Annotated in this window: 20 protein-coding genes; 8 read left to right on the top strand and 12 right to left on the bottom strand. The window is 68.5% G+C overall.

Annotated elements, in window-relative coordinates; all coding sequences use genetic code 11:
- Window positions 1-9: 9 nt before the first annotated feature.
- Both ACZ50N_RS01150 and ACZ50N_RS01145 read right to left on the bottom strand, forming a co-directional pair.
- Window positions 10-723, bottom strand: a complete 714-nt coding sequence (locus tag ACZ50N_RS01150) for a cutinase family protein (protein ID WP_464474395.1) — start codon at window positions 721-723, stop codon at window positions 10-12.
- 137 nt (window positions 724-860) lie between these two features.
- Complete coding sequence (locus tag ACZ50N_RS01145; RefSeq protein ID WP_464474394.1) at window positions 861-1,424, bottom strand: TetR/AcrR family transcriptional regulator; 564 nt, start codon at window positions 1,422-1,424, stop codon at window positions 861-863.
- Window positions 1,425-1,638: 214 nt separating this feature from the next.
- On the opposite strand from ACZ50N_RS01145, the gene ACZ50N_RS01140 reads away from it, so the two are divergent.
- Window positions 1,639-4,428, top strand: coding sequence for an AAA family ATPase (locus ACZ50N_RS01140; protein WP_464474393.1), 2,790 nt, complete (start codon window positions 1,639-1,641; stop codon window positions 4,426-4,428).
- A 25-nt stretch (window positions 4,429-4,453) separates the two neighbouring features.
- On the opposite strand, the gene ACZ50N_RS01135 is transcribed toward ACZ50N_RS01140, so the two are convergent.
- The 4 genes from ACZ50N_RS01135 to ACZ50N_RS01120 form a co-directional block, all read right to left on the bottom strand.
- A complete protein-coding gene (locus ACZ50N_RS01135) occupies window positions 4,454-6,436 on the bottom strand; it encodes a thiamine pyrophosphate-dependent enzyme (protein ID WP_464474392.1) in 1,983 nt (660 codons plus the stop codon).
- Entirely contained in the window at window positions 6,433-8,058 is a 1,626-nt protein-coding gene (locus tag ACZ50N_RS01130) for a glutamate synthase-related protein (protein ID WP_464474391.1), read from the bottom strand. The genes ACZ50N_RS01135 and ACZ50N_RS01130 overlap by 4 nt, the downstream gene beginning before the upstream one ends.
- A 16-nt stretch (window positions 8,059-8,074) precedes the next feature.
- A complete protein-coding gene (locus ACZ50N_RS01125) occupies window positions 8,075-8,707 on the bottom strand; it encodes an NADPH-dependent F420 reductase (RefSeq protein WP_464474390.1) in 633 nt (210 codons plus the stop codon).
- Between the two features lie 131 nt (window positions 8,708-8,838).
- On the bottom strand, window positions 8,839-9,582 hold the full coding sequence (locus ACZ50N_RS01120) for an SDR family NAD(P)-dependent oxidoreductase (protein ID WP_464474389.1): 744 nt from the start codon (window positions 9,580-9,582) through the stop codon (window positions 8,839-8,841).
- Window positions 9,583-9,679: 97 nt separating this feature from the next.
- On the opposite strand from ACZ50N_RS01120, the gene ACZ50N_RS01115 reads away from it, so the two are divergent.
- On the top strand, window positions 9,680-10,291 hold the full coding sequence (locus tag ACZ50N_RS01115) for a TetR/AcrR family transcriptional regulator (RefSeq protein ID WP_464474388.1): 612 nt from the start codon (window positions 9,680-9,682) through the stop codon (window positions 10,289-10,291).
- A gap of 7 nt (window positions 10,292-10,298) precedes the next feature.
- Here the strand turns inward: ACZ50N_RS01115 and ACZ50N_RS01110 are convergent, their stop codons facing one another.
- A complete protein-coding gene (locus tag ACZ50N_RS01110; RefSeq protein WP_464469440.1) occupies window positions 10,299-11,456 on the bottom strand; it encodes a glycosyltransferase family 4 protein in 1,158 nt (385 codons plus the stop codon).
- A gap of 36 nt (window positions 11,457-11,492) precedes the next feature.
- On the opposite strand from ACZ50N_RS01110, the gene ACZ50N_RS01105 reads away from it, so the two are divergent.
- Both ACZ50N_RS01105 and ACZ50N_RS01100 read left to right on the top strand, forming a co-directional pair.
- Window positions 11,493-12,260 (top strand): class I SAM-dependent methyltransferase, encoded by a 768-nt coding sequence (locus ACZ50N_RS01105; RefSeq protein ID WP_464469439.1) that lies wholly within the window; start codon window positions 11,493-11,495, stop codon window positions 12,258-12,260.
- Window positions 12,261-12,315: 55 nt separating this feature from the next.
- The gene (locus tag ACZ50N_RS01100) at window positions 12,316-13,788 is read left to right on the top strand and encodes an aldehyde dehydrogenase (protein ID WP_073685213.1); all 1,473 of its coding nucleotides are present in this window, start codon (window positions 12,316-12,318) and stop codon (window positions 13,786-13,788) included.
- An 84-nt stretch (window positions 13,789-13,872) separates the two neighbouring features.
- On the opposite strand, the gene ACZ50N_RS01095 is transcribed toward ACZ50N_RS01100, so the two are convergent.
- The 4 genes from ACZ50N_RS01095 to ACZ50N_RS01080 form a co-directional block, all read right to left on the bottom strand.
- Entirely contained in the window at window positions 13,873-14,268 is a 396-nt protein-coding gene (locus tag ACZ50N_RS01095; RefSeq protein ID WP_464469438.1) for a YybH family protein, read from the bottom strand.
- Window positions 14,269-14,349: 81 nt separating this feature from the next.
- Entirely contained in the window at window positions 14,350-16,185 is a 1,836-nt protein-coding gene (locus tag ACZ50N_RS01090; RefSeq protein WP_464469437.1) for an acyl-CoA dehydrogenase, read from the bottom strand.
- A 33-nt stretch (window positions 16,186-16,218) separates the two neighbouring features.
- Complete coding sequence (locus ACZ50N_RS01085; protein WP_464474387.1) at window positions 16,219-16,740, bottom strand: dihydrofolate reductase family protein; 522 nt, start codon at window positions 16,738-16,740, stop codon at window positions 16,219-16,221.
- A gap of 1 nt (window position 16,741) precedes the next feature.
- Window positions 16,742-17,653: a helix-turn-helix domain-containing protein gene (locus ACZ50N_RS01080; RefSeq protein ID WP_464474386.1), complete on the bottom strand. Its 912-nt coding sequence runs from the start codon at window positions 17,651-17,653 to the stop codon at window positions 16,742-16,744.
- A gap of 229 nt (window positions 17,654-17,882) precedes the next feature.
- Between ACZ50N_RS01080 and ACZ50N_RS01075 the strand changes: the two genes are divergently transcribed.
- The 4 genes from ACZ50N_RS01075 (at window position 17,883) to ACZ50N_RS01060 (ending at window position 22,322) form a co-directional block, all read left to right on the top strand.
- Window positions 17,883-18,563, top strand: a complete 681-nt coding sequence (locus ACZ50N_RS01075) for an SDR family oxidoreductase (protein ID WP_464474385.1) — start codon at window positions 17,883-17,885, stop codon at window positions 18,561-18,563.
- A gap of 153 nt (window positions 18,564-18,716) precedes the next feature.
- Window positions 18,717-19,460 carry a 1-acyl-sn-glycerol-3-phosphate acyltransferase gene (locus ACZ50N_RS01070; RefSeq protein WP_464475742.1) on the top strand — a complete coding sequence of 248 codons (744 nt, stop codon included), beginning with the start codon at window positions 18,717-18,719 and terminating at the stop codon, window positions 19,458-19,460.
- Window positions 19,460-21,094: an acyl-CoA ligase FadD12 gene (gene fadD12, locus ACZ50N_RS01065; protein ID WP_464474384.1), complete on the top strand. Its 1,635-nt coding sequence runs from the start codon at window positions 19,460-19,462 to the stop codon at window positions 21,092-21,094. Before ACZ50N_RS01070 ends, fadD12 begins: the two co-directional genes overlap by 1 nt.
- Entirely contained in the window at window positions 21,087-22,322 is a 1,236-nt protein-coding gene (locus tag ACZ50N_RS01060) for an alpha/beta hydrolase (RefSeq protein WP_046365723.1), read from the top strand. Before fadD12 ends, ACZ50N_RS01060 begins: the two co-directional genes overlap by 8 nt.
- Window positions 22,323-22,325: 3 nt before the next feature.
- Here the strand turns inward: ACZ50N_RS01060 and ACZ50N_RS01055 are convergent, their stop codons facing one another.
- Window positions 22,326-23,744 carry a WS/DGAT/MGAT family O-acyltransferase gene (locus ACZ50N_RS01055; RefSeq protein WP_464474383.1) on the bottom strand — a complete coding sequence of 473 codons (1,419 nt, stop codon included), beginning with the start codon at window positions 23,742-23,744 and terminating at the stop codon, window positions 22,326-22,328.
- Window positions 23,745-23,746: the final 2 nt, after the last annotated feature.

Below are 23,746 nucleotides of genomic sequence, written 5' to 3'. Positions count from 1 at the left end.
ATATGACGGTTACTGCTCGCCGCCCGGCAGGCGGTCGACGGCGAAAGTCGCGCCCTCGTCGGCCATGCCGTTGACGATGTAGGCACTGTGGGCGCCGCGGTCGCGCCCGCCCGGTTCGCAGATCGGATCCCCCGGCGCGCACAGGGCGATGGTCCTGTCGACGAATGCGGGGCCAATCTCGATGGGAGGCGCGCCCTGGTGGAGCAGCCCCACGATGTCGGGTGACGGCTCGCCGAAGAGAACAACGGCGGCGACGTTGCGAGCGACGTCCGAGGGCAGCGGGTCCAGCGGGTAACCGGCGGGGGCGGTCGCACTGGTGAGATAACCGGCCACAGCCGCACCCTGCGAGTAGCCGCCGAGGACGACCTCGGTGGCCGGACACGCCGCTTCGAGATCGCGCAGATGCGTGCTGGCATCGAGCACGCCCTCGACCGCACGACCGAACTGCAGGGACGCGGGGTAGTCGACGGCGTAGACGCTGACGTCGCGGCGGGGAAGCTTGTCGCGCAACGCAGCGACGAACGGCTCGCCGACCTTGCCCACACCCGGACTCTCGAAGGTGCCCCGGGCGAAGACGACCTCGACATCGGCGCACGCGCCCGCGGTGACTGCCGCCGGCTCCCCGTGTGCCTGACCGGAGCTGGCACCGACGAACAGCGCGGCGATCGCAGCGCCGACGGCCATCGCGTAGAGCGGTGGGCGTACCGGGTGTGCTGGCGTCATGGTGACCGGCCCTTCGAGATCGAGCAAGCTTGTCCGGTAACCAGATTCGTCGCAGTGTCACGACCTTCGCATCGGTGAAAGTCCCTTAGTCAATCACCTGGCGGCGCTGCCGACGTCCCTGCACGGCGTGCAGATCCTCAGCAGCGCACGCCCTGGAACACGATCGTCAGAACGCCGTCGATGTAGCCCGGTTCGAGTGGCATCCCGTGGATCAGCCGGTATTCGACGACGCCGTAGAGCAGGTCTCGCATGGTCTGCCAGTCGGCGTCGATGCGCATCTCCCCGCGCTGCTGCGCGAGGGCGGTGCGGGCGCGGAAGTCCTCGATGTTGGGTTCGACGATCTGAGCGAAGACGGCGCGTAGCAGGTCGGAGTCGGACTGCCCGGCGGCGATCAGACATCGGTAGGCCGGCCCGAATCCTGTGGTCGTGATTAACTCGAGGATCGCCGTCAGCTGCGTCCGTAGGTCGGCGACGATGTCTCCGGTGTCGGGAATGGCGACGACGGTGCCCAGGCTCTCGGTGGCAGCCTCGAGGATCACCGCACCTTTGGACGGCCACCAGCGATAGATCGTCTGCTTGCTGACTCCCGCCTGTCTGGCGATGGCTTCGATCGAGATGCCGTCGTATCCCAGTTCGCCGATCATCGAGATGGCGGCGTCGAGGATGGCTCGACGCGACTGCTCGTTGCGGCTGGCTGGCATGTGCAACACCGTAGACGAGGACTGGTCGACAACGTTGCGATACGGTGCGGTCCGTATTGACGAAGATCGCACGGTCTCCTATCGTCGGACGCAGGGCGCGGCGCTGCGCCTTGTCCGTCGCAATGTTCGGCCGCAGCGGGCCAACTCCGTCCGAGCTGCCGATCGTCGTACACATCGGCTCGTATCAGCCTGCGCTGCTGGGGGTTTCATTCCGATGACGATGGTGGAGCAGCCCCGGGCAGCGCTGGCGGACGGGGACACGGCAGCGCAGCGCGCAGTCGGCCTGCTCGGTCGACGCGCAGAACTCGCGGCGGTGAGCCGGCTCCTGAACGAGGCGTCGCAGGGCCGCAGCGGAGTGCTCGTGGTGCGCGGAGAAGCGGGAATCGGCAAGTCTGCGTTGCTCCAGCACGCCCGTGACACCGCGGTCACGCTGGACATTCGGGTCGAATCGGCGCTCGGGGTAGAAGCCGAGCAGCAGTTCGCGTTCGCTGGCTTGCATCAGCTGTGCGCCCCGCTGCTGTTCCGCACTGACAGGCTTCCAGCTCCCCAGCAGACCGCTCTGGAGGTCGCGCTGGGCTGCGTAGTGGGCGCCGCACCCGACAGGTTCCTGGTCGGGCTCGCCGTCCTCAATCTTCTCGCCGAGGAGGCGCCGCTGCTGTGCCTGATCGACGATGCACAGTGGTTGGACGAGGCATCGGCAGAGGTTTTGTCGTTCGTCGCGCGGCGGGTGGCGGCCGAGCGGCTGGTGATGGTTTTCGCGATGCGCGACCCGTGCGCCGATGGCCTGGACACGTTGGCCGGCCTACCGGAGATGCGCCTGACGGGACTGGGGGACGCGGATTCCCGGGCGTTGCTGACCACGGCCGCTCGCGCACCGCTCGATCACGGAATCCGAGATCGCATCGTCGCCGAGGCACGGGGCAACCCGTTGGCGCTGCTGGAGCTGCCGAGCAGCGCGGCCGTGGCCGGCGGGTACGAACCCACCGGCGCCATGAGCGTCCCGCACCGTGTGGAGGACACCTTCCGCCGGCGCTCCAAAAGCCTTCCGGCGCAGACACAACAGTTGATGGTGGTCGCCGCAGCCGAGCCGACGGGTGATCCGGATCTACTCTTCCGCGCGACGGATCACCTGGGGATCGGTCGCGACGCGGCAGCACCCGCAGAGGCTGCCGGACTGCTCGAGATCGACCTCCGAGTCCGGTTCCGCCATCCGCTGGTGCGCTCAGCTGTCTACCACGCCGCGGCGCCGCCGGAGCGTCGGCGGGCCCACGACGCGCTCGCCGTCGCCACCGATGCACGCACACACCCCGATCGCAGCGCATGGCATCGCGGACAGTCGATGTTGGGGCCGGACGAACACGCGGCCGCCGATCTCGAGCGGTGTGCCAACCGTGCGCTCGCGCGCGGCGGGTTTGCCGCCGCGGCAGCGTTTCTCCGGCTCGCCACCGAGCTGACACCGGACCCCGCCCACCGGGCCCGACGCGCACTGGACGCCGCCAACGCCAAGTACTGCGCCGGTGCACCCGAGGTCGCGCTCGGCATGCTGGAACACGTCGACGCTCACGAGCTCAACGAGCTCCAACGCGCTCGTCGGGAACTGCTGCGGGCTCAGATCACCTTCCACCTCGGCCATGGCAGTGACGTTCCGGGGATCCTGCTCGGTGCCGCACGCATCCTGGCTCCGCTGGACCCCCCACTCGCTCGCGAGACCTATCTGCAGGCGTTCGACGCGGCGACGATCACCGGCAGCGATGCTCTCGAGCCTGCGTTGGCCGAGCTCGCCGACGCGGTCCGTACGGCAGCGGTGCCGCACGGACCGGCCGACCTGCTGCTCGCGGGGCTGGTGGCCGTCCGCGTGGACGGTTACGAATCTGGTGCCCCGATCCTGAGGAGGGCGCTGGATGCGTTCCGTGACCACGTGTTCCCCGTCGAGACCGCCCGAGTCGGAGACGCCGGCAACTGGCTGTGGCTGGCCACCCGGACGGCGATCGCCTTGTTCGAGGACGAGCTGTCGATCGTCCTGGCCGACCGCTACGTTCAGCAGGCGCGCCGATCAGGGGCTCTGGCAACGCTTCCCGCCGCACTCGTCGTGGCGGCGTTCGCCCGTGTCTACACCGGCGAGCTGACCCGTGCCGTCGAGTTGGCCGACGAGGCAGCTGCCGTATCCCAGATATCCGGTGCCATGCCCCTCACCTACGCCGACACCTACCTGGAGGCATGGCGCGGGATAGATTCGGAAGCCACCGCCCGCTATCAATCCCGCGAATGGCAGCAGCCGGATCGCCTACGAGGTATCGAAGCCACGGTACCCACCCTGGCCATGGCTGTTCTGCACAACGGACGCGGTAACTACCCAGCTGCCCAGCAGGCAGCCGCACAGGCTTGCGATACCTACGAGCTGTCGATCCGAGGAATGGGTTTGTTCGAATTGGTCGAGGCGGCCTCGCGCGCCGGCGATCCGCAAACCGCCTCTGATGCAATGGAAGAACTGGACATCAGGGCGCGCGCCAGCGGCACCGAGTGGGCGCTCGGCGTCGCAGCGCGCTCGCGCGCCCTCACGTGTACCGGCCCCGATGCAGAAGTGCATTACCGCGAAGCGATCGAGCGACTGGGAAACTGCCGGATGGGCGTTTTCCTCGCGCGAACCCACCTCGTCTTCGGCGAATGGCTCCGCCGCGAAGGCCGCCGTCATCAGGCACGCGAGCACCTACGCACCGCGCACGCCTTCCTCTCCGACATGGGCGCAGAGCCGTTCGCCCTCCGTGCCGCACGCGAGCTGAAAGCCACCGGTGAGCACCCCCGTAAGCGCAGCGCCCAGCCGACCGATGCACTCACCGCTCAGGAACTGACCATCGCACGCTTGGTCGCGACCGGAGCGACCTCCCGCGAGGTCGGGGCCCAACTGTTCCTGAGCCCTCGCACGATCGAAGCCCACCTGCGCAACATCTTTCGAAAACTCGGCATCACCTCGCGCCGGCAGCTGAAGGAGTTGCCCCTGCAGTGAACCCGACCATCGCCGTCGCCGCGAGTCAGTGCGACCGGGGGTCGGTCATGATCTCCACCATGGCCGGCCCGCGGTGGCCGAGGGCTTCGGTGATGGCGCCGGCGACGTCCTCCCCATCGGCGACTCGTCTGCCGTAGGCGCCGCAGTCACTCGCCAGCGCAGCGAAATTCGGATTCAGCAGCGAAGTCTGCCAGACGGCGTACTCGGCGCCGCGCTGCTCGTCGCTGATCTTCGCGAGCTCCCCGTTGTTGAGCAGGATGTGCGTGATGTTCATGTCGTACTTCACGGCTGTCGTGATCTCGGCGAGGTACTGGCCGAAACCACCGTCGCCGGTGATGGCGACGACAGGGCGTTCCGGCGACGCCGCCCACGCCCCCATCGCGGCCGGAAAACCGAAGCCGATCGACCCGAGATAGCCCGACATCAGAACCGCCTGTGACGTCGGCTCGAAGTATCGTCCGAACGCGTAGGCGTGATTGCCGACATCGACTGTCACCACCGCGTTTTCGGGCGCCAGCCGACTCAGCTCGTGGAACACCCTCGCAGCAGACACTCGCCCGTCTCCTGTGATCACCGAGATGCGTCGCGCCTTCTCCGCACGCCACACCGTCCAGCGCTCCGCGATCTCGGGGCGTTGGTCGACGATCGCCGCGTGGGTGCGCAGATCAGCGCTCAGCGCGTCGGCGGTGACCCCGACATCACCGAGCACCGGCACCGTGACGGGCCGGAACCGGCCGAGCATCAAAGGATCGGTGTCCACCTGCACGGTCGTCTTGTACGGCGAGATACCGCTGTGGTTGGAAAACGATGCGCCGAACACCAGCAGGAGATCGGCCTTGTTCATCATCCAGGAGGCGACAGGGGTTCCGGACCGGCCGAGGACACCGCACGCCAGCGGATGCTCGTCGGAGAGTTGCCCCTTGGCCTTGAACGTGGTCAGCACCGGAGCGTTCAAGCGCTGAGCGAGTGAGAGGACCGAGGCCATATCGGCTTTCGCCCCAGCGCCGACGACGATGACCGGGCGGGTGGCGGCTGCGATGTGGTCGAGCGCCGCCGCGAGCACAGGTGCGGGCGGACGGACGCGCAGATCGGGCATGCGCCCGGTGGGGCCCGAGGCCGGAAGACCCGCAGCGGGGAGGACCTGCACCTCGTCGGGCAGCACGAGATGACCCACCCCGCGGCCGAGGATCGCGTGCTTGAGCGCCATCGTCATCAACTCGGCATGGTCGGATCCCGAGCGGACCATCGCCGAGTAGGTTGCGACGTCGGCGAACGCAGCGAGCAGGTCGATGTCCTGGAAGGCACCTTTGCCGGCGACCGACGAGTCCACGTTCCCCGACAGGGCCAGGACGGGGGCGCGGTCCTCTTTCGCGTCGTAGAGCCCAGTCAGCAGGTTCGTCGAGCCGGGTCCAGCGATCCCGAAACACGCGGCGGGACGGCCGGTGAGCTTCCCGTAGGCCGAGGCTGCGAAGGCCGCCGCGCCCTCGTGACGGATACCGATGTAGCGCAGCGTGTTCTGGGCCTCGGCGCGGTGCATGGCCTCGGCCATACCGAGATTCGAGTGACCCACCATTCCGAACACGGTGTCGACGCCCCAGTTGATCATCGTGTCGACCAGCACATCGCTGACCGTGCGCACGTGCGGTGCAGGCGCAGGCGCGGCGACGTAGACACCGTCGTGGCGGACCTCGACCGGATAGGTCCTGACGTCGAAATCGGGTCCGCCCGCCGCCTTGCCGGTGAACGGGTCGAAGTCGAACCCGTGCCAGGGGCATCGGATCTTGCCGTTTTCCACGGTGCCCTGCCCCAGCGGGCCGCCTTGATGGGGGCAGCGGTTGTCGATGGCGCCGTACTGCCCGTTCAGCTTGGTCAGCGCGACCGACTTGACACCGACCGGGCACACCCTCACCTCGCCCTCGGCGAGTGAGTCCGTCGCAACGGTCCTGTGCCACACCATGTCCGGGGTGTCCGGAGTGTTTGGGCCGTCGTGTGGTTCGTCGCCGGTCACAGCGGCACCACGCCGGCGTAGGGAACTCCGCTCAGACAGGCGACGTCACGGTCGAAGGTCACCAGGTCCTCCACGGTGAAATCAGAGAGGGTGCGGTGGCCGCACGCTCGGGCGAGAACGACCATCAACTCCACGCTGGACTGCAGAAATCGTCGAAGGCGCTGGGCCGCGAGGGCGACGGGCAGGCGCTCGCGCAGGTGGGGCTGCTGAGTGGCGATCCCCACGGGGCAGCTGTTGGTGTTGCAGGCACGCATCCCGACGCAACCGATGGCTTGCAACGCCGAATTCGACAGGCCGATGGCGTCCGCACCGAGCGCGAGTGCCTTGACCATGTCCGCGGCGGTGCGAATACCTCCCGTCACGGCGAGCGTGACGTCGTCGGCGCAGGATGCGGTCAGATGTCGCCGCGCCCGGGCGAGTGCGGGGATGGTCGGCACGGAGATGTTGTCGCGGAACAACAGCGGTGCGGCGCCGGTTCCGCCGCCACGTCCGTCGATGATGATGTAGTCGACGCCGATCGTGAGAGCCGCGTCGATGTCGCGTTCGATCTGCTGTGCACTCATCTTGTATCCGACGGGTATTCCGCCGGACAGCTCTCGAACCTCCGCGGCGAAGTCGCGGAACTGATCCAGGCTCGTCCAGTCGGGGAACCGCGCCGGGGATATCGCCTCGGTGCCCTCCGGGAGACCCCGCACGTCGGCGATCCTGCCGGTGACCTTGCTGCCGGGTAGGTGCCCGCCCGTCCCCGTCTTGGCGCCCTGGCCGCCCTTGAAATGGAACGCCTGCACCTTGCGCAGATGCTCGCGACTCCAGCCGAAGCGCGCCGACGCCAGTTCGTAGAGGTAGCGCGAATTATGCTGCTGCTCTTCGGGAAGCATGCCACCTTCACCGGAACAGATCCCCGTGCCCGCCAGCTCCGCCCCCGCGGCGAGGGCGACCTTCGCCTCCTGCGAGAGCGCTCCAAAGCTCATGTCGCTGACGAACAACGGGATGTCCAACACCAGGGGACGCCCGGCCGCCGGACCGATCACGGTGTGTGTGGTGACCGGCTCGTCCTCGAGCAGCGGCATGCGCGCGAGTTGTCCGGTCACCAGCTGGATCGACTCCCACTTCGGCAGCTGATCCCTGGGCACGCCCATCGCCGCCATCGGTCCGTGATGGCCCACCCGTTCCAGCCCCCGTGCTGCGAGTTCGTGGATCTGCGTGACGAACGGTTCCTCGGCCGAGTCGGCCGGCGTGATCCAGCGACCCTGGTAGCCGTCGTCGAAAGCCACAGCGCCCGTGCGCATCACATCCTCGACAGCCGTGTCGTCGAGGTACACGACACCGTCTGCCACCCAGGCGGGAAACGTGGTGAGGACGACCGACGGGTTCACCGGAGAGACTCCGGTCTCGGCGTGGTAGCGCCACCCGTGCAGGCCGCACACCAGGACGTCACCGTCGACGTACCCGTCGCTCAGTAGCGCGCCCCGGTGCGGGCACCGCCCCGACAGCGCCGACACGGCGTCGCCCCGGCGTATCAGGACGATGTCGACACCTTTGACCGAGACGGGAAATGGTCGATCCGGTGTGAGGTCGTCGAAGGTCGCGACTGGTATCGCATCGGCTGTGCCGGTGTTCACGGGAGACCCGGGCCCGTCAGTTCACGACCGTGATGCCGAGAACGAAGTCGGTGTTCTCGAGCCCGCGGATCTTGAGATTGAGTTCCAGCAGACCGGCGTACTCCAGGGCACGGGCCATCGCCAGGGGTCCGGCATCGAGCGGACGCAGTCCGAGGTTCTCGGCGAACGCGGAAACCTGCGCTTTCGCGTCGACGTCGTCGCCGGCGAGGAACGTGGTGATCGGTCGATCCGGATCCGGTGCCGATGCGAGGACCTCGGCGAAGAGGGTGTTGAACCCTTTCACGACACGCGTGCCGGCCGGGGCTGATGTGGCGGTCTCTTCGGCGCCGGAGCTGCCGTCAGGGATGACCAGACCGGAGAGGTCGGCAGCGAAGGGATTCGTGATGTCGAGTAGCACTTTCCCGTCCAGCGCCGTGCCGAACGCGCCGACCGCGGCCGCGGCCGCGGCGTACGGCACCGCCAGCACGACGATGTCTCCTGCCGGCGGTGCACCGAACGTCCCGACGGTCGCCCCGTCCAGCGCGCCCGCCAGCTGCTGCGCCTTGTGGGGATCGCGACCGAGGATCTCGACGGTGTCACCGGCGCCGAGGGCGCGGCCGGCCAGGGCGGTGGCCATGTGACCGACGCCGATGATGCTGATGCTGCTCACGGGGACTGCCTCGTTTCTGTGTGGATGTGCGATGCGGTGCGCGCCGACTGACTGGGCCGGCGTTCGTCTGGCATGACGGTGTCATCGGGGGCGTCACCTTCGCGTCGGTGAGAGTCCCTTAACCGGCCGCGTCAGAACTGACTGACGCCGCCGTCGACGTAGATTTCCGAGCCGGTCATGTAGGAGCTGCCGTCGGACGCCAGGAACCTGATCACATCGGCGATCTCCTGCGGCCGCGCACGGCGCTTCAACGGCACGGTGGCGGTCAGATCGGCCAGCGCGTCATCGGAGCCGGCGAACAGATCGCTCAGGCCCGGTGTCTCGGTGAGACCCGGAGCGACGACGTTCACGCGTATCCCGCGGTCGACGAGTTCTGCGGCCCAACTGCGTGCGAGGGACCGGATCGCCGCCTTCGACCCGGCATAGACGCTCGCCCCGGGGGCGGCCTTCACGTCGCCGTTGGACCCGCAGAGAATGATCGACGCCCGCTCGCTGAGCAGCGGTAGAGAGGCCTGGACAGCGAAGACGATCCCGCCGACGTTGGTGTCGAAGATCGTCCTGTGATGCTCCCAGGTGAGATTTCCCAGTGTCGCGAACTCGTTGATGCCGGCGTTGGCGAAGACGACGTCCAGTCGCCGTCCGGTTGCTTGGATGGTGGTCGCGACGCGGTCGAGATCGGCTTGGACCGTGACATCGGCGCGAATGGCGGACGCTCGATCTGCGCCGATGTCGGCGACGGCGGCGTCGAGGGCGTCCTGCCGCCGTCCGACGAGGAACACGTAGGCGCCGTCCTTCGCCAGGGCTTGTGCTGCGGCGAGCCCGATCCCGGATGTCGCTCCGGTGACGAGTGCGGTCTTTTCCTTCAGGGTCGACACGAGGGGTCCTCTCAGTTTTGTACCGATCAGTTCGAGACGACCCTACCAGTTTTGTACCGATCGGTATCAGGCTCGGTCGGGACATAGAATCGGGTCCATGGGCGCAGAGCAACGGCACGCAGGAGGCCGGCCGCGCACATTCGACGAGACGCAGGCGCTCGACCGCGCGATCGACGTGTTCTGGCGTCTCGGTTTCGAAGGCGCGTCGCTCGCGGAACTCACCGACGCGATGGGCATCAACAAGCCGAGCCTGTATGCCGTCTTCGGCAGCAAAGAGGAACTCTTCGTCCGCGCCCTGGAGCGTTACCGCCAGACCTACCACGGCCATCTCCGTCACCTGCTCGCACAGCCGCGCGCCTACGACATCCTGGAGTCCTACCTGAGAGACACCGCCAAGGCCGTGCGTGCTGGGACCGCGCCGGGGTGTCTGTCCATCCACGGCGGCATCTCATGCGGGCCGACCAACGCACGCATACCGCAGTTGCTCGCCGAGTACCGCCGCGGCATCGAAGACGCCATCGCCAAAGCGCTTGCGGCGGCCGATGATTCGGTGGACATCGACGCCGAGGCGCTGGCGGGTTTCGCTGTCACGATCGGGCAGGGTCTCGCGGTCGACGCCGCCGCAGGAGTGCAGCAGGCCAGACTCGACGCCGCCGTCGACGTCGCGCTTGCCGGCCTCGCGTCGCTGATCGGCCCACCGTCACCGTAGACCGGCGTCAGACCAGCCCGCTGACCCGCCGACCCGTCTGGACCGCGCCGAGCACAGCCGCCATCGCGTCCGCGCTCTGCTCCCAGGAGAAGTCTGCGCTGCGCACCTGCGCTTTCGCGCCGAGCTGCTCGCGCAACACATGGTCGGTCAGCAGTCGGTGCAGACCGTCGACCAGATCGTCGACGTCGTCGACCAGCACCCCGGTCACCCCGTCGACGATGGAATCGGACAGGCCGCCCGAGGAGCGGTATCCGATCGTCGGCACCCCGTGCTGGGCGGCCTCGATCACCGCGAGCCCCCAGCCCTCTTTGCGGGAAGGCAACAGGTTGACCCAACTGTGCTGCAGCAGTTCATGTTTCGTCGCATCGTCCACGTGGCCGTGGAAAGTCACTGCGTCGGAGATACCCAGTTCCTCCGCGTGGTCGAACAGCGGCTGCGCCCACCAACCGCCACCCACCACGTCCAGGTGCAGGCCAGGGATCCGGCCGCGCAGCCGCGCGACGGCGTCGAGCGCGTCCTCGATCTGCTTGTGAGGCACCAGCCGGGACAGCACGACCACCCGGGGCGTCACCGACCGGGGCGCCGTCAAGGAGGCCGGCGGCGCAGCGTCGACGCCGTTGCGTACCACCGCGACGTGGTCGGCGCGCACGCCCAGATCCGTCAGGTCCCGCGCCGAGGGCAGCGACACCGTCACGTACTGGTTGCGCCGATGCAGCCGCGGCGACAGGCGCGATTCGACGAACCACCCGATGCGGCTCTTCACCGGGCCCGCCACCGGCCACTGTTCGCGGTGGCAGTGGTGCACCAGCACCACCGCGCGCCGGCCGTAAGCCAGGCGGGCCAGGAACGGCAGGCCGTTCTGCGTGTCGACGACGACGTCGGGCTTGGCGCGGCGCAGCGGGCCTACACCCAGCCGTCCGGCCACCATCGCCAACCCCGCCCGCACGTACACCGAGTACGGCCCGCCGCGACGCTGGATCTCGACGCCGTCGACGACCTCGCGCCGGGCGGCCCCCGGATAGCGGGCGGTGCGCAGCGTGACCCGCACCCCCGACTGCGCGAGATGGGTACCGATGCGCTGCAGATAGGTCTCGCTGCCGCCGCCCTGCGGGTGCCCGGTGTCGCGCCAGCACAGCAGCAGCACGGAGTTCACGGGGGCGGACATCGGTGTTCAGACTAGCGGTGTGCCTAGGGTGGCCGGGTGGTCGCTACGGAACTGTTCGCCCGGCGCGCGACGCTGGCGCGCTCGCTGCGCCTGCTCTCGGCGTTCCGCTTCGAACAGAGCGACCCGGACCGGTTCTACGGCGCGCTCGCCGACGACACCGTCTCACTCGTCGCCGACCTCTGGACCGGCGTCACCGGCAGCGTCGCCGCCGGCCGGACCGTCCTCGACGTCGGCGGCGGCCCCGGCTACTTCGCGTCGGCGTTCACCGACGCCGGGATGCGTTACGTCGGCGTGGAACCCGACCCGCGGGAGATGCACGCCGCGGCGCCGCGCAGCCACCGCCGGGCGGGGACGTTCGTGCGCGCCTCAGGTACCGCGCTGCCGTTCCGCGACGACAGCGTCGACGTGTGCCTGTCCTCCAACGTCGCCGAACACGTCGCCCAGCCGTGGCGCCTGGGTGAGGAGATGCTGCGGGTCACCCGGCCCGGCGGGCTCGCGGTGCTGTCGTACACGGTGTGGCTGGGGCCGTTCGGCGGACACGAGATGGGCCTGACGCACTACCTGGGCGGCCGCCGGGCCGCCGATCGATACGCCCGCAGACACGGCCACCGACCCAAGAACGACTACGGCTCGTCGTTGTTCGCCGTGCACGCGCGCGACGGCCTGCGCTGGGCGTACGGCACCGGCGCGCTCGTCGCCGCATTTCCGCGCTACCACCCGCGATGGGCCTGGACCGTGACGAAGGTGCCCGGACTGCGGGAGTTCGCGGTGAGCAACCTGGTGCTGGTGTTGTCACCCGCCTGAATCCGGGAATTGCAACAGGTTCTACTTCCCGCTTTTGGTAGGTAGTGTGACGTTTATGACACAGAGCACCGCATTCCGGACCGAGTGGGACAAGTTGTTCATCGGCGGTAAGTGGGTCGAGCCGGCCACCTCGGACGTCATCGAGGTGCACTCCCCTGCCACCGGTGAGCTGGTCGGCAAGGTCCCGCTGGCGTCTGCCGCCGATGTCGACGCCGCCTGCGCGGCCGCGCGTCAGGCGTTCGACGAAGGCCCGTGGCCGCAGATGTCACCCGCGGAGCGCCAGGACGTGCTGGCCCGTGCGGTCAAGATCCTCGAGGAGCGGGCCGACGAGCTGAAGTTCCTGCTCGCCGCCGAGACCGGGCAGCCGCCGACGATCGTCGACATGATGCAGTACGGCGCCGCGATGTCGGCGTTCCAGTACTTCGCCGGCGCGGCCGACAAGTTCACGTGGCAAGAGATCCGCGACGGCATCTACGGCCAGACGCTGGTGGTGCGCGAGCCGATCGGTGTGGTCGGTGCCGTCACCGCGTGGAACGTGCCGTTCTTCCTGGCCGCCAACAAGCTGGGTCCGGCGCTGCTGGCCGGCTGCACGATCGTGCTGAAGCCCGCCGCCGAGACCCCGCTGTCGGTGTTCGCGATGGCCGAGGCCTTCGCCGAGGCCGGGCTGCCCGAGGGCGTGCTGTCGATCGTGCCGGGCGGTCCGGAGACGGGCCGCGCGCTGACCAACAACCCGGAGCTCGACAAGTTCACGTTCACCGGCTCGTCGGCGGTCGGCAAGGAGATCGCCAAGATCGCCGCCGAGAAGCTCAAGCCCTGCACGCTGGAACTCGGCGGTAAGTCCGCAGCGATCATCCTCGAAGACGCCGACCTGGACTCCACGCTGCCGATGCTGGTGTTCTCCGGGCTGATGAACTCCGGGCAGGCGTGCGTGGGGCAGACCCGCATCCTGGCGCCGCGGTCGCGCTACGACGAGGTCGTCGAGAAGCTCTCGGCCGCGGTGTCGGGCATGCTGCCGGGGCTACCCACCGACCCGGCCGCGATGATCGGCCCGCTGATCAGCGAGAAGCAGCGCGAACGCGTGGAGGGTTACATCGCCAAGGGTGTCGAGGAAGGCGCCCGCGTGGTCGTCGGCGGGGAACGGCCCGAGGGGCTGGACAGCGGCTGGTACGTGCAGCCGACGGTGTTCGCCGACGTCGACAACTCGATGACGATCGCGCAGGAGGAGATCTTCGGGCCCGTGCTGGCGGTGATCCCCTACGAGGACGAGGACGACGCGGTACGCATCGCCAACGACTCCGTCTACGGGCTCGCCGGTTCGGTGTACACGACGGACAACGATCGGGCGCTGAAGATCGCCCGTCGGATCCGGACCGGGACATACGCGGTGAACATGTACGCCTTCGATCCGGGGGCCCCGTTCGGCGGGTACAAGAATTCGGGCATCGGCCGTGAGAACGGCACCGAGGGCATCGAGGCGTACTGCGAGCCGAAGTCGATCCTGCTGCCGTTCGGCTACACCCCGGCCTAGTTCTTTCGGCGCCGAGTGCACGGTTTCTGACGGAATTCGAGGGGAGGGTTTTCTGTCAAGAACCGTGCATTCGGCGTCTCTGCCCTATGTGGTGTGGGGCATCGAATGGTGCTCGTGCGCGATCTGCCACGCGCCGTCGACTCTGCGCATGCCGAACGTGCTGCGCAGCCTCCGCTCCGGGCGGGCCGCGATGTCCTCCGGCATGCCGGCGCGGAACAACCCGTGCGCGTAGGCGACTGCGCCGTCGGCGATCACGTCGAGACGGACCAGCTCCATCACCGCACCGCCGGCGACCCAGTCGAAGAACTCCGGCCAGGTCTTGCGGTAAGCGTCGATGCCGTACACACCCTCGTCGGGCGGGGGCACGTCGTAGAGCACGATGTCGTCGGTGTGCGCGGCGATGACGCCGTCGATGTCACGCGCGCGGATCGCGTCGATCCAGCGGTCGATGACGGTGCGGATGTCCTGTTCGTTGGTCACGCGGGTGCAGACCGGGGCGGCAGCGGGAACTCATCGCAGCGCGAGGGGTCACCTTCTTCTCGCGACCAGAAACACGGGACCCTAGAACGCGGATTCGGGGACATCCATGGCGGTGAGGTCGACCGCTTCGAGGATCGCCCGCCGCGCCGTCAGCCCCGGCAGCATGTTCTTGGCGAAGAACAACGCGGTCGCCACCTTCCCGGTGTAGAAGTCGCGATCGCGTGCGCTCGGCGAGCCGTCCAACGCGGTCAGCGCGATCTCCGCCTGATGCAACAACTGCCAGGCCAGCAGCAGATCGCCGACGGCGAGCAGGAACGGCACCGATTCCAGGCCCACGCGGTAGAGCTGGCGCGGATCCTGCTGCGAATCGATCAGGTACTTCGTCATCGCCGCGACCATCGCCTGCACGTCCGCGACCGCCGTGGCGAGCAGCGCGCGGCCGTCGGCGAGCTCGGGGCGGGCCGCCCCGTCGTCGAGGAACCCTCGGATCTGCGTCACCACGTGCAGCAGTGCGCCCCCTTGGTCGCGGGCGATCTTGCGGAAGAAGAAGTCCTGCGCCTGGATCGCGGTGGTGCCTTCGTACAGCGAGTCGATCTTGGCGTCGCGGATGTACTGCTCGAGCGGATAGTCCTGCAGGAAGCCCGATCCGCCGAGGGTCTGCAGCGACTCCGTCAGGCACTGGTAGGCCCGCTCCGAACCCACGCCCTTGACGATCGGCAGCAGCAGATCGTTCACGCGGTCGGCCATCGACGCGTCGGCCCCCGACACCACCGCGGCGACCGTCGGGTCCTGGTGTGCGGCGGTGTAGAGGTAGAGCGCCCGCAACCCTTCCGCGTACGCCTTCTGCGTGAGCAGCGCTCGTCGCACGTCGGGGTGGTGGATGATGCTCACCCGCGGCGCCGCCTTGTCGGTCATCTGGGTCAGGTCCGCGCCCTGCACGCGTGACTTGGCATACTCGAGCGCATTCAGGTAACCGGTCGACAGGGTCGCGATCGCCTTGGTGCCCACCATCATTCGCGCGTACTCGATCACCTTGAACATCTGCGCGATGCCGTTGTGGGTGTCGTTGACCAACCAGCCCACCGCCGGGGTGCCGTGCTGGCCGAACGTCAGCTCACACGTCGCCGACGCCTTCAGACCCATCTTGTGCTCGAGTCCGGTGACGAAGGCGCCGTTGCGTTCGCCCAGCTCACCGGTCTCGGGGTCGAAGTGGTACTTGGGCACGATGAACAGGCTCAACCCCTTGGTGCCGGGGCCGGCCCCCTCGGGCCGGGCCAGCACCATGTGCACGATGTTCTCGAACAGGTCGTCGCCGTCGCCGTTGGTGATGAATCGTTTGACGCCGTCGATGTGCCACGTGCCGTCGGGCTGCTCGACGGCCTTGGTGCGGCCTGCGCCGACGTCGGAGCCCGCGTCGGGTTCGGTGAGCACCATCGTGGCGCCCCAGTCCCGCTCGATCATCAGCGAGGCCCAATGCCGTTGCTGCTCATTGCCGATCGCGTACAGGATGTCGGCCATCTTGGGGCCTGCCGAGTACAGGAACACCGCGGGCTGCGCGCCCAGAGCGAACTCGTTGATCGCCCACTCGACCATCGACGGCACCGGCACGCCCCCGATGTCGGAGACCATGCCGACCCGCGACCATTCGCCGTCGCGCCAGGCCCGGAACGTCTTCTTGAACGGCTCCGGGATGCTGACGACGTGGGTGGCCGGGTCGAATGTGGGTGGCGTGCGGTCGGTCTCGGCGAACGCCTCGGCCAGCGGGCCCTCGGCCAGCTTGGCGGCCTCGTGCAGCATCTGCCGCACCGAATCCCCGTCGAGATCTGAGAACTCACCCGTGGCGAGCACCTTCTCCAGCGCCAGCGTCTCGAACAGGTTGAACTCGATGTCGCGGACGTTGCTGCGGTAATGCCCCATGGTGGCCCAGACTATGCCGGAACGGCGCTCCCGTCAGGCTTTACGCCAGTGCGCGCAGACGAAGTCGGCGTTGCGGGCCGCGGTGACGAGCGTCCACTCCGAGCGCATCGGCAGTACCCGGGCTCCGGCGCCCAGTGTGCACGGCGCATAGGACACGATCATCTCGTCCACCAGTCCCGCGCCGACGAACTGCGCGGCCACCTCGCCGCCGCCGACCACCCAGACGTGGCGATCCCCGGCCGCCTCGACGAGCGTCGGGAACAGCTCGGTGATCTCGCCGGCGAACGTCTGCACGGGGTGGGCGGGGTCGACGATCTGCGGCCGGTGCGTCACTACCCACGACGGCTGGCGGTACATCCACTCCCCCGGGTGGTTGGCCAGAATCCACTCGTAGGTGTCCGCGCCCATCACCAGCGCGCCCACCGACGCCAGGAACGGGTCGATGGCGAAGGGCCCGTCGGCGTCGATGTCGCGGGTGACGAGCCACTGCAGGCTCGCGTGCTCGTCGGCGACGAAGCCGTCGAGACTCGAGGCGGTGTAGTAGATGCACGCCATGTCAGCTCCTCATCCACTCCAGCGGGTCACCGAGGCCGGCGTCGACGCCATGCTCGGCGAGCATCGTCCGGGCCAGTTCCCGGCGGTGCGCCGAGTAGGTCAGCACGTGCGCGACGATCCCGCACAGCGGGAACGACTCGGGCGGCTCACACAGCGCGTCGATGACGGTGTCACCAAGCCGTCCCGCGGCCAAGTAATCAGAAAGCGTTGTGCGCCAACGCTTTCCGATGTCGGCATGGAACGACGCGAGAGCCGTGGCGTCGACGGACCGGGTCGCCGCGCGCGCCGGGAAGTCGTCACCGATGATGGTGGCCAGCCACACCTGCTTGCTCCACACGATCGCGCCGAGTACGGCCCCGACACTGGGCTCGGGGCCGTCCCAGGCGAGCACCGTCTGGCCGGGGCGGATCGGCGCCGTCCACTGCTGCGCGCTCAGCCGCGTGGCACAGGTGAGCAGCCCGGCGGTGTCGCCGAGATCGTGCTCGATCATCAGCGCTGTCACGTCGGGCTGCGAGACCGGCGAAGGCTGGCTGTCGATCCACAGCGCCTGCGGCGGGTGGAAGTGCAGGCCGTTGGGCGCGGGCAGGCGGAAGTGCACGTCGGCGGCCTGCGACGGGGGACGTCCGTAGGTGCGCCGGAACGCCCGGGAGAACACCTCCGCCGACGACCAGCCCTCCGCGGCGGCGACGCTCGACACCGGCTCACCGCGCTGCAGCCGCCACGCCGCACGTTCGAGCATGACCCGACGCCGCAGCGCCGCGGGGGATTCGCCGGTGAGCCGCCGCACCTCCCGGGCGAAGTGGAATTCCGACGCGTGGCTGCTGCGCGCCATCGACCCGACGTCACCGTTACCCGCATCGGTGACCGCGTCGAGGAGTTCGCGCAGCCGATCGCGCCCCGAAGGTTCCGTCACGGGATCCGAGTATCGTCGCGGGCCGCTACGGCCACCATGACGATTCCTGCTGTGCCCGGACTCAGGCCGGACAGACGTGTGGCGGGAGCCCCCGACCGGGTCCCGCCACAGTGGTGATGAACCTACCGCCCGAGGTGCCCCGCCGCCTTCGTTTCGCACAGGGACTTTTCAGCGCACCCCCTGCGTTCAGTGTGCTATACCCAGCAGGGAACGATCCGAGGAGCCTGACATGACCACCGAACACATCACCGCACTCGTGACCGGCGCCAACCGCGGCCTCGGCCGCCGTTTCGCCGAACAGCTCCTCGAACGCGGGGCGACCGTGTACGCCGCGGCCCGCAACCCGGACAGCATCGACCTGCCCGGCGCCATCCCGCTGCAGCTCGACATCACAGACCCTGAGTCCGTGCGCCGCGCCGCCGAGACCGCGAGCGACGTCAACGTCCTCATCAACAACGCCGGCGTCTCCACCCAGGCGGGACTGCTCGACGGCCCGATCGAAGACATCCGGCTGGAGATGGAGACCCACTACTTCGGCACGCTGGGCGTCACCCGGGCGTTCGTGCCCGTCATCGAAAGCAATGGCAGCGGGAGCATCCTCAACGTGCTGTCGGTGCTGTCCTGGTACCACCCGCCGACCAGCGGCGCGTACTCGGCGGCGAAGGCCGCCGGCTGGGCACTCACCGACGCCGTTCGCGCCGAGCTCGCGCCCCGCGGCATCCACGTCGCGGCACTGCACGTCGGCTACATGGACACCGACATGGTCAGCTACGTCCCAGCAGACCAGAAGACCGATCCGGCGGTGGTCGCCCGGCTGGCCCTCGACGGGTTGTTCGCCGGCGATGACGAGATCCTCGGCGACCAATTGACGCGGACGGTGAAGAGCCACCTGTCAGCCGCCCCGCAGTGACAAGATGGTCGGCACGGCGCCGGCCACGCCTTGGGTAGACTGGCTAAAACTAGAACACGTTCCAGTCATCGCGCTCCAGGGGGTTCCGTGAACTCGACCGACGTCACGCCGTCCGAAATCACCAAATGGGACCCCGTGCTGACCGAGCGGGTGATGGGGCTGCTGAAACCCTTCCTGAAGGGATACCACCGCGCCGAGGTCCGCGGACTCGACACATTCCCCGCCGGCGGGGCGCTGGTGGTGTCCAACCACTCCGGCGGGTTGTTCGCGATGGACGTGCCGGTGTTCGCGAGCGGCTTCTACGAGAAGTTCGGGTTCGACCGCCCGGTCTACACGCTCAGCCACGATCTCCTGATGACCGGCCCCCAGGGTGTCTTCCTGAAGAAGACCGGCTTCATCCCCGCCAATCACCGCAACGCCGACGAGGCGCTGCGCTCCGGCGGGGTCGTGGTCGTGTTCCCCGGCGGTGACTACGACGTGTACCGGCCGACCCTGTCGGCCAACAAGATCGACTTCGGCGGCCGCACCGGCTATGTCAAGGCCGCGCTCAACGCCGGTGTTCCGATCGTGCCGACGGTCGGCATCGGCGGACAGGAAGCTCAGCTGTTCCTGACCCGGGGCACCGACATCGCCAAGGCGCTCGGCCCGATCGCCCGCGCCGCGCGCACGAAGATCCTGCCGATCTCGTTCGGCTTCCCGTTCGGGCTGTCGGTGGTGCTGCCGATCAACATGCCGCTGCCCGCGAAGATCACGATGCAGGCGCTGCCGCCGATCGACATCGTCGCCGAGTTCGGGGAGAACCCGGACGTCGACGAGGTCGACGCCCACGTCCGCCATGTGATGCAACGTGCACTCGATGACCTGGCCGCCAAGCGCCGGCTGCCGGTGATCGGCTGATGGGTCTCCTCGATCCGATCACCAGCACCGTCGGGATGGTGTCCACGATGGTGCGTGCCGGCGTGATAGCCCCGATGCGGCCGGACAAATACCTGCGAATCGGCGCTGCGATGCAGCGCGAGAACATGGCGGTGACATCCGGATTCGCCGCGGCCGCCCAGCGCTGCGGCGATCGAGCCGGACTCGTCGATGAGCTCGGCGTGCTGACCTGGCGCCAGATCGACCAGCGCGCCGACGCGTTCGCCGCGGCGTTGCAGGCACTGCCCGGTGGCGCTCCCGACGTGGTCGGACTGATGGCCCGCAACCACCGCGGCTTCGTCGAGACGATGATCGCGGCCAACCGCATCGGCGCCGACGTGCTGCTGCTCAACACGTCGTTCGCCGGCCCGGCACTGGCCGAGGTCGTGGCCCGCGAAAGCCTGGGCCGCACACTGGTGCTCGTCTACGACGAGGAGTTCACCGAGACCGTCGACCGCGCGCTGGCCGACAGTCCCGAGACGCCCCGGATCGTCGCGTGGACCGACACCGACGGCCACGAGCGGACCGTTGAATCGATGATCGGGGCCCATGCCGGGCAGCAGCCGCAGAGAGCGTCGACCAAGAGCCGGACCATCCTGCTCACCTCCGGCACCACGGGAACCCCCAAGGGCGCCAGCCACTCCGGGGGCGACCCGAGCGTGCTCAAGTCGATCCTCGACCGCACTCCGTGGCGGGCCGAACAACCGGTCGTCGTCGTCGCGCCGATGTTCCACGCCTGGGGCTTCTCCCAACTGGTGTTCGCCGCCTCGATGGCATGCACGATCATCACCCGCCGCAAGTTCGATCCGGAGGCGACGCTGGACCTGGTCGACCGGCACCGTGCGACGGGATTGTGCGTCGTGCCAGTCATGTTCGACCGCATCATGGAGCTACCCGACGAGGTGCTCGACCGCTACAGCGGTCGGTCCCTGCGGTTCGCGGCGGCGTCGGGTTCCCGGATGCGGCCTGACGTCGTCATCGCGTTCATGGACCGATTCGGCGACGTCATCTACAACAACTACAACGCGACCGAGGCGGGCATGATCGCGACCGCCACCCCGCGCGACCTGCGTGCCGCGCCGGACACGGCGGGACGGCCGGCCGAAGGCACCGAGATCCGCATCCCGGACGCCGATCTCCGCGAGCTGCCCGCCGGTGAGACCGGCGCGATCTACGTGCGCAACTCCACCCAGTTCGACGGGTACACCTCCGGCGCCACCAAGGACTTCCACGAGGGCTTCATGTGCTCCGGTGACGTCGGCTACCTCGACGAGGAGGGCCGGTTGTTCGTGGTGGGCCGCGACGACGAGATGATCGTCTCCGGCGGGGAGAACGTCTACCCGATCGAGGTGGAGAAGACGCTGACGCGCCACCCCGACGTGGCCGAGGCCGCGGTGCTCGGTGCCGACGACGAGAAGTTCGGTCAGCGCCTGGTGGCGTTCGTCGTGCTGCGGCAGGGTTCGCAGGCCTCCGCCGACACCTTGAAGCAGCACGTGCGCGACAACTTGGCGAATTACAAAGTGCCGCGCCAGATCACGGTCCTCGATGAGCTGCCCCGCAGCATCACCGGCAAGATCTCCCGCAAAGACCTGCAGGAACGCATCGAGCATGCCTAGACCCCGCCCGCTGCTGCGGGCCGTCGCCGAACTCCTCAACGCGGCCAACGGCGTTCGGCCGCTGGCCCGGGAGGGCTACCCCACCATCGGGGTCTTCGCGTTCGGCTGGCCCACCTCCGAGATGTCGGCGCTGTACATGCTCGGCTCGATGGCCGACGCGGTGCGCCGCGGCCTGCGCGGCGACTTCCGCGGCACCCGCGGTCGAATCGCATTGGCGCTCACCGCCGTCGCGTGGGCGCTGCTGTGGCTCATCCAGCGCCGCAACATGGCGTCGCAGCCGCACTTCGAAGATCCGCTCCGGGCCGCGCTCGGCGCGGACTACCAGGCCATCGCCGACAAGGCGAAGGCACGCAGGCGACGAAGGTTTGGCATCCCGCCCAACGACTTCGTGCGACGCCGCTATGTCGAGAAGGCCGCCACCGTCTCCTACGGACCGCACGGCGGGGCCAACCGGGCCGACATCTGGCGCCGCTCGGATCTGCCGCGCGACGCCAAAGCCCCTGTGCTGCTGCAGGTCCCCGGCGGCGCCTGGTCGATCGGGATGCGCCGGCCGCAGGCCTACCCGATGCTGAGCCATCTGGCCGACCACGGCTGGGTGTGTGTGTCCATCGACTACCGCGTCAGCCCCCGCAACACCTGGCCCGACCACATCGTCGACGTCAAGCGGGCGTTGGCGTGGATCAAGGAGAACATCGCCGACTACGGGGGCGATCCGGACTTCGTCGCGATCTCCGGCGGTTCAGCGGGCGGGCATCTCTCCGCCCTCGCGGCTCTGACCGCCGACGATCCCACGCTGCAACCCGGTTTCGAGGACGCCGACACCTCCGTGGTGGCCGCCGTCCCGATCTACGGCCGCTACGACTGGGTGTCCGCAGAAGGCAGCGGTCGCAAGGAATTCATCGCGTTCCTGCAGAAGTTCGTGGTGAAGCGACCGTTCCGCACCTACCGTGCCGTCTATCGCGACGCGTCACCGATCCTGCGGCTGCGCCCCGACGCGCCACCGTTCTTCGTACTGCACGGCCAGGACGACTCGATCATCCCCGTCGGCGAGGGACGGGAGTTCGCCGAGGCTCTGCGTGAGGTGTCCACCTCACCGGTGGTGTACGCCGAGATCCCCCATGCGCAGCACGCGTTCGACTTCTACTGGGGATCGCCGCGCGCTCACTACACCGCCCAGGCGGTCGAAGAGTTCCTGTCCTGGGTGCAGGCCACCCGCGCGAAGGGCTGACCGTCAGGGCGCGAGCGCGGTGTCGACCTCGGTCAGCTGCTCGGAAAGCCCTGCTGCCCGGCGGATCTCGACCAGTGCCTCGACCATCGCATCGGTCAGCTCATGGGGATCCTCGAGCGTCTTGCCGTCGGCGAGCACCGAGATGTTGAGCTGATCGACATAGCTCCACACGGTGATGTTCAGACCGCTGCCGGCCGTGAGCGGCCCGACTGAGTACAGCCCCGTCACCAGGGCACCGCCGACCCTCGCACGCTCCCGCGGCCCCGGCACGTTGGAGATCGGCAGGTTCATCACCTTGTTCTGGCCGTCTTTGGCCGACAGCCATCGGAACATCGCCTCGGCCGGCGCCGGCGGGAAGTAGGCCGACCACTGGCTCACCAGTTCGGGTCCGAGCAGCGTGTTGCTCTCCTTGCCCGCCGCTGCGGACTCGTGCGCCGCGCGGACCCGCTCCAGCGGGTCCTCGATCTCGACGGGCAGGCCTACCAGCACGCCGGTGAAGTAGTTGCCGGAGATCCGGTCCGGGGAGAAGTCGAAGCTCACCGGCACCGACGCCAACAGCGGGTGATCGGCGTGACCGTCGTAGCGCAGCAACAACTCTCGCAGTGCGCCAGCCGACATCGACAGCACCATGTCGTTGATCGTGACCCCGAGGTGTTTGGCGGTCGCCTTGACGTCGGCCAGCGCCACGGTGGCCGTGGCGAACCGGCGGGTCTCGTCGAGCATGTGGTTCATGAACGTCGGTGGTGGCGTGAACGGTCGGGTCAATTCGGGCGACAGCTTGTGCTGGCTCTCGCGGACCCGGCGCATTCCCTGCGCGGTGTAGCGCATCACCGACGGGACCCGCCTGATCTGGCGGAAGTGATCGGCGAACGCCGAGCGCACCAGCTCACCGCGCGTCGGCGCGGGATCGGTGGCGTACGAATCACGATCGGCCTGGGGCCCTTCCTGCAGATCCATGCCGCGGGCCAACAGATTCGCCGAGGCCACCCCGTCGGCGAGCGCGTGATGGATCTTGCCGAGCACCGCGATTCGGCCGTCGGCCAGGCCCTCGATCAGATACATCTCCCACAGCGGCCGGCTGCGATCCAGCGGGGTGCTCGCCAGCTTGCCCACCATCTCGTCGAGCTGCCGGCGGCCGCCGGGAGCGTCGACGCGGCAGGACCGCACGTGGTAGTCGAGGTCGACTTCGGCGTTCTCCCGCCACATCGGATGGTGGAACTTGAACGGGATGTCGATCAGTTCATAGCGAAACGGGTCGAGTTTGTAGAGCCGACCGTGGATGACCTTGCGCAGCTCCTCCACACCGAAGCGCGCTCCGCCCAGCCCGGCGAGATCGATGATCGCCAGCTTCAGCGTGTGCATGTGGACGTTGGGCGTCTCGCTGTACAGAAGGACAGCGTCCCACCCGCGAAGCCTCTTCACAG

The organism is Mycolicibacterium obuense (genome assembly GCF_055397605.1).
Note: the sequence above shows the minus strand (reverse complement) of the source record. Positions and strands in the feature narration are given on the sequence as shown.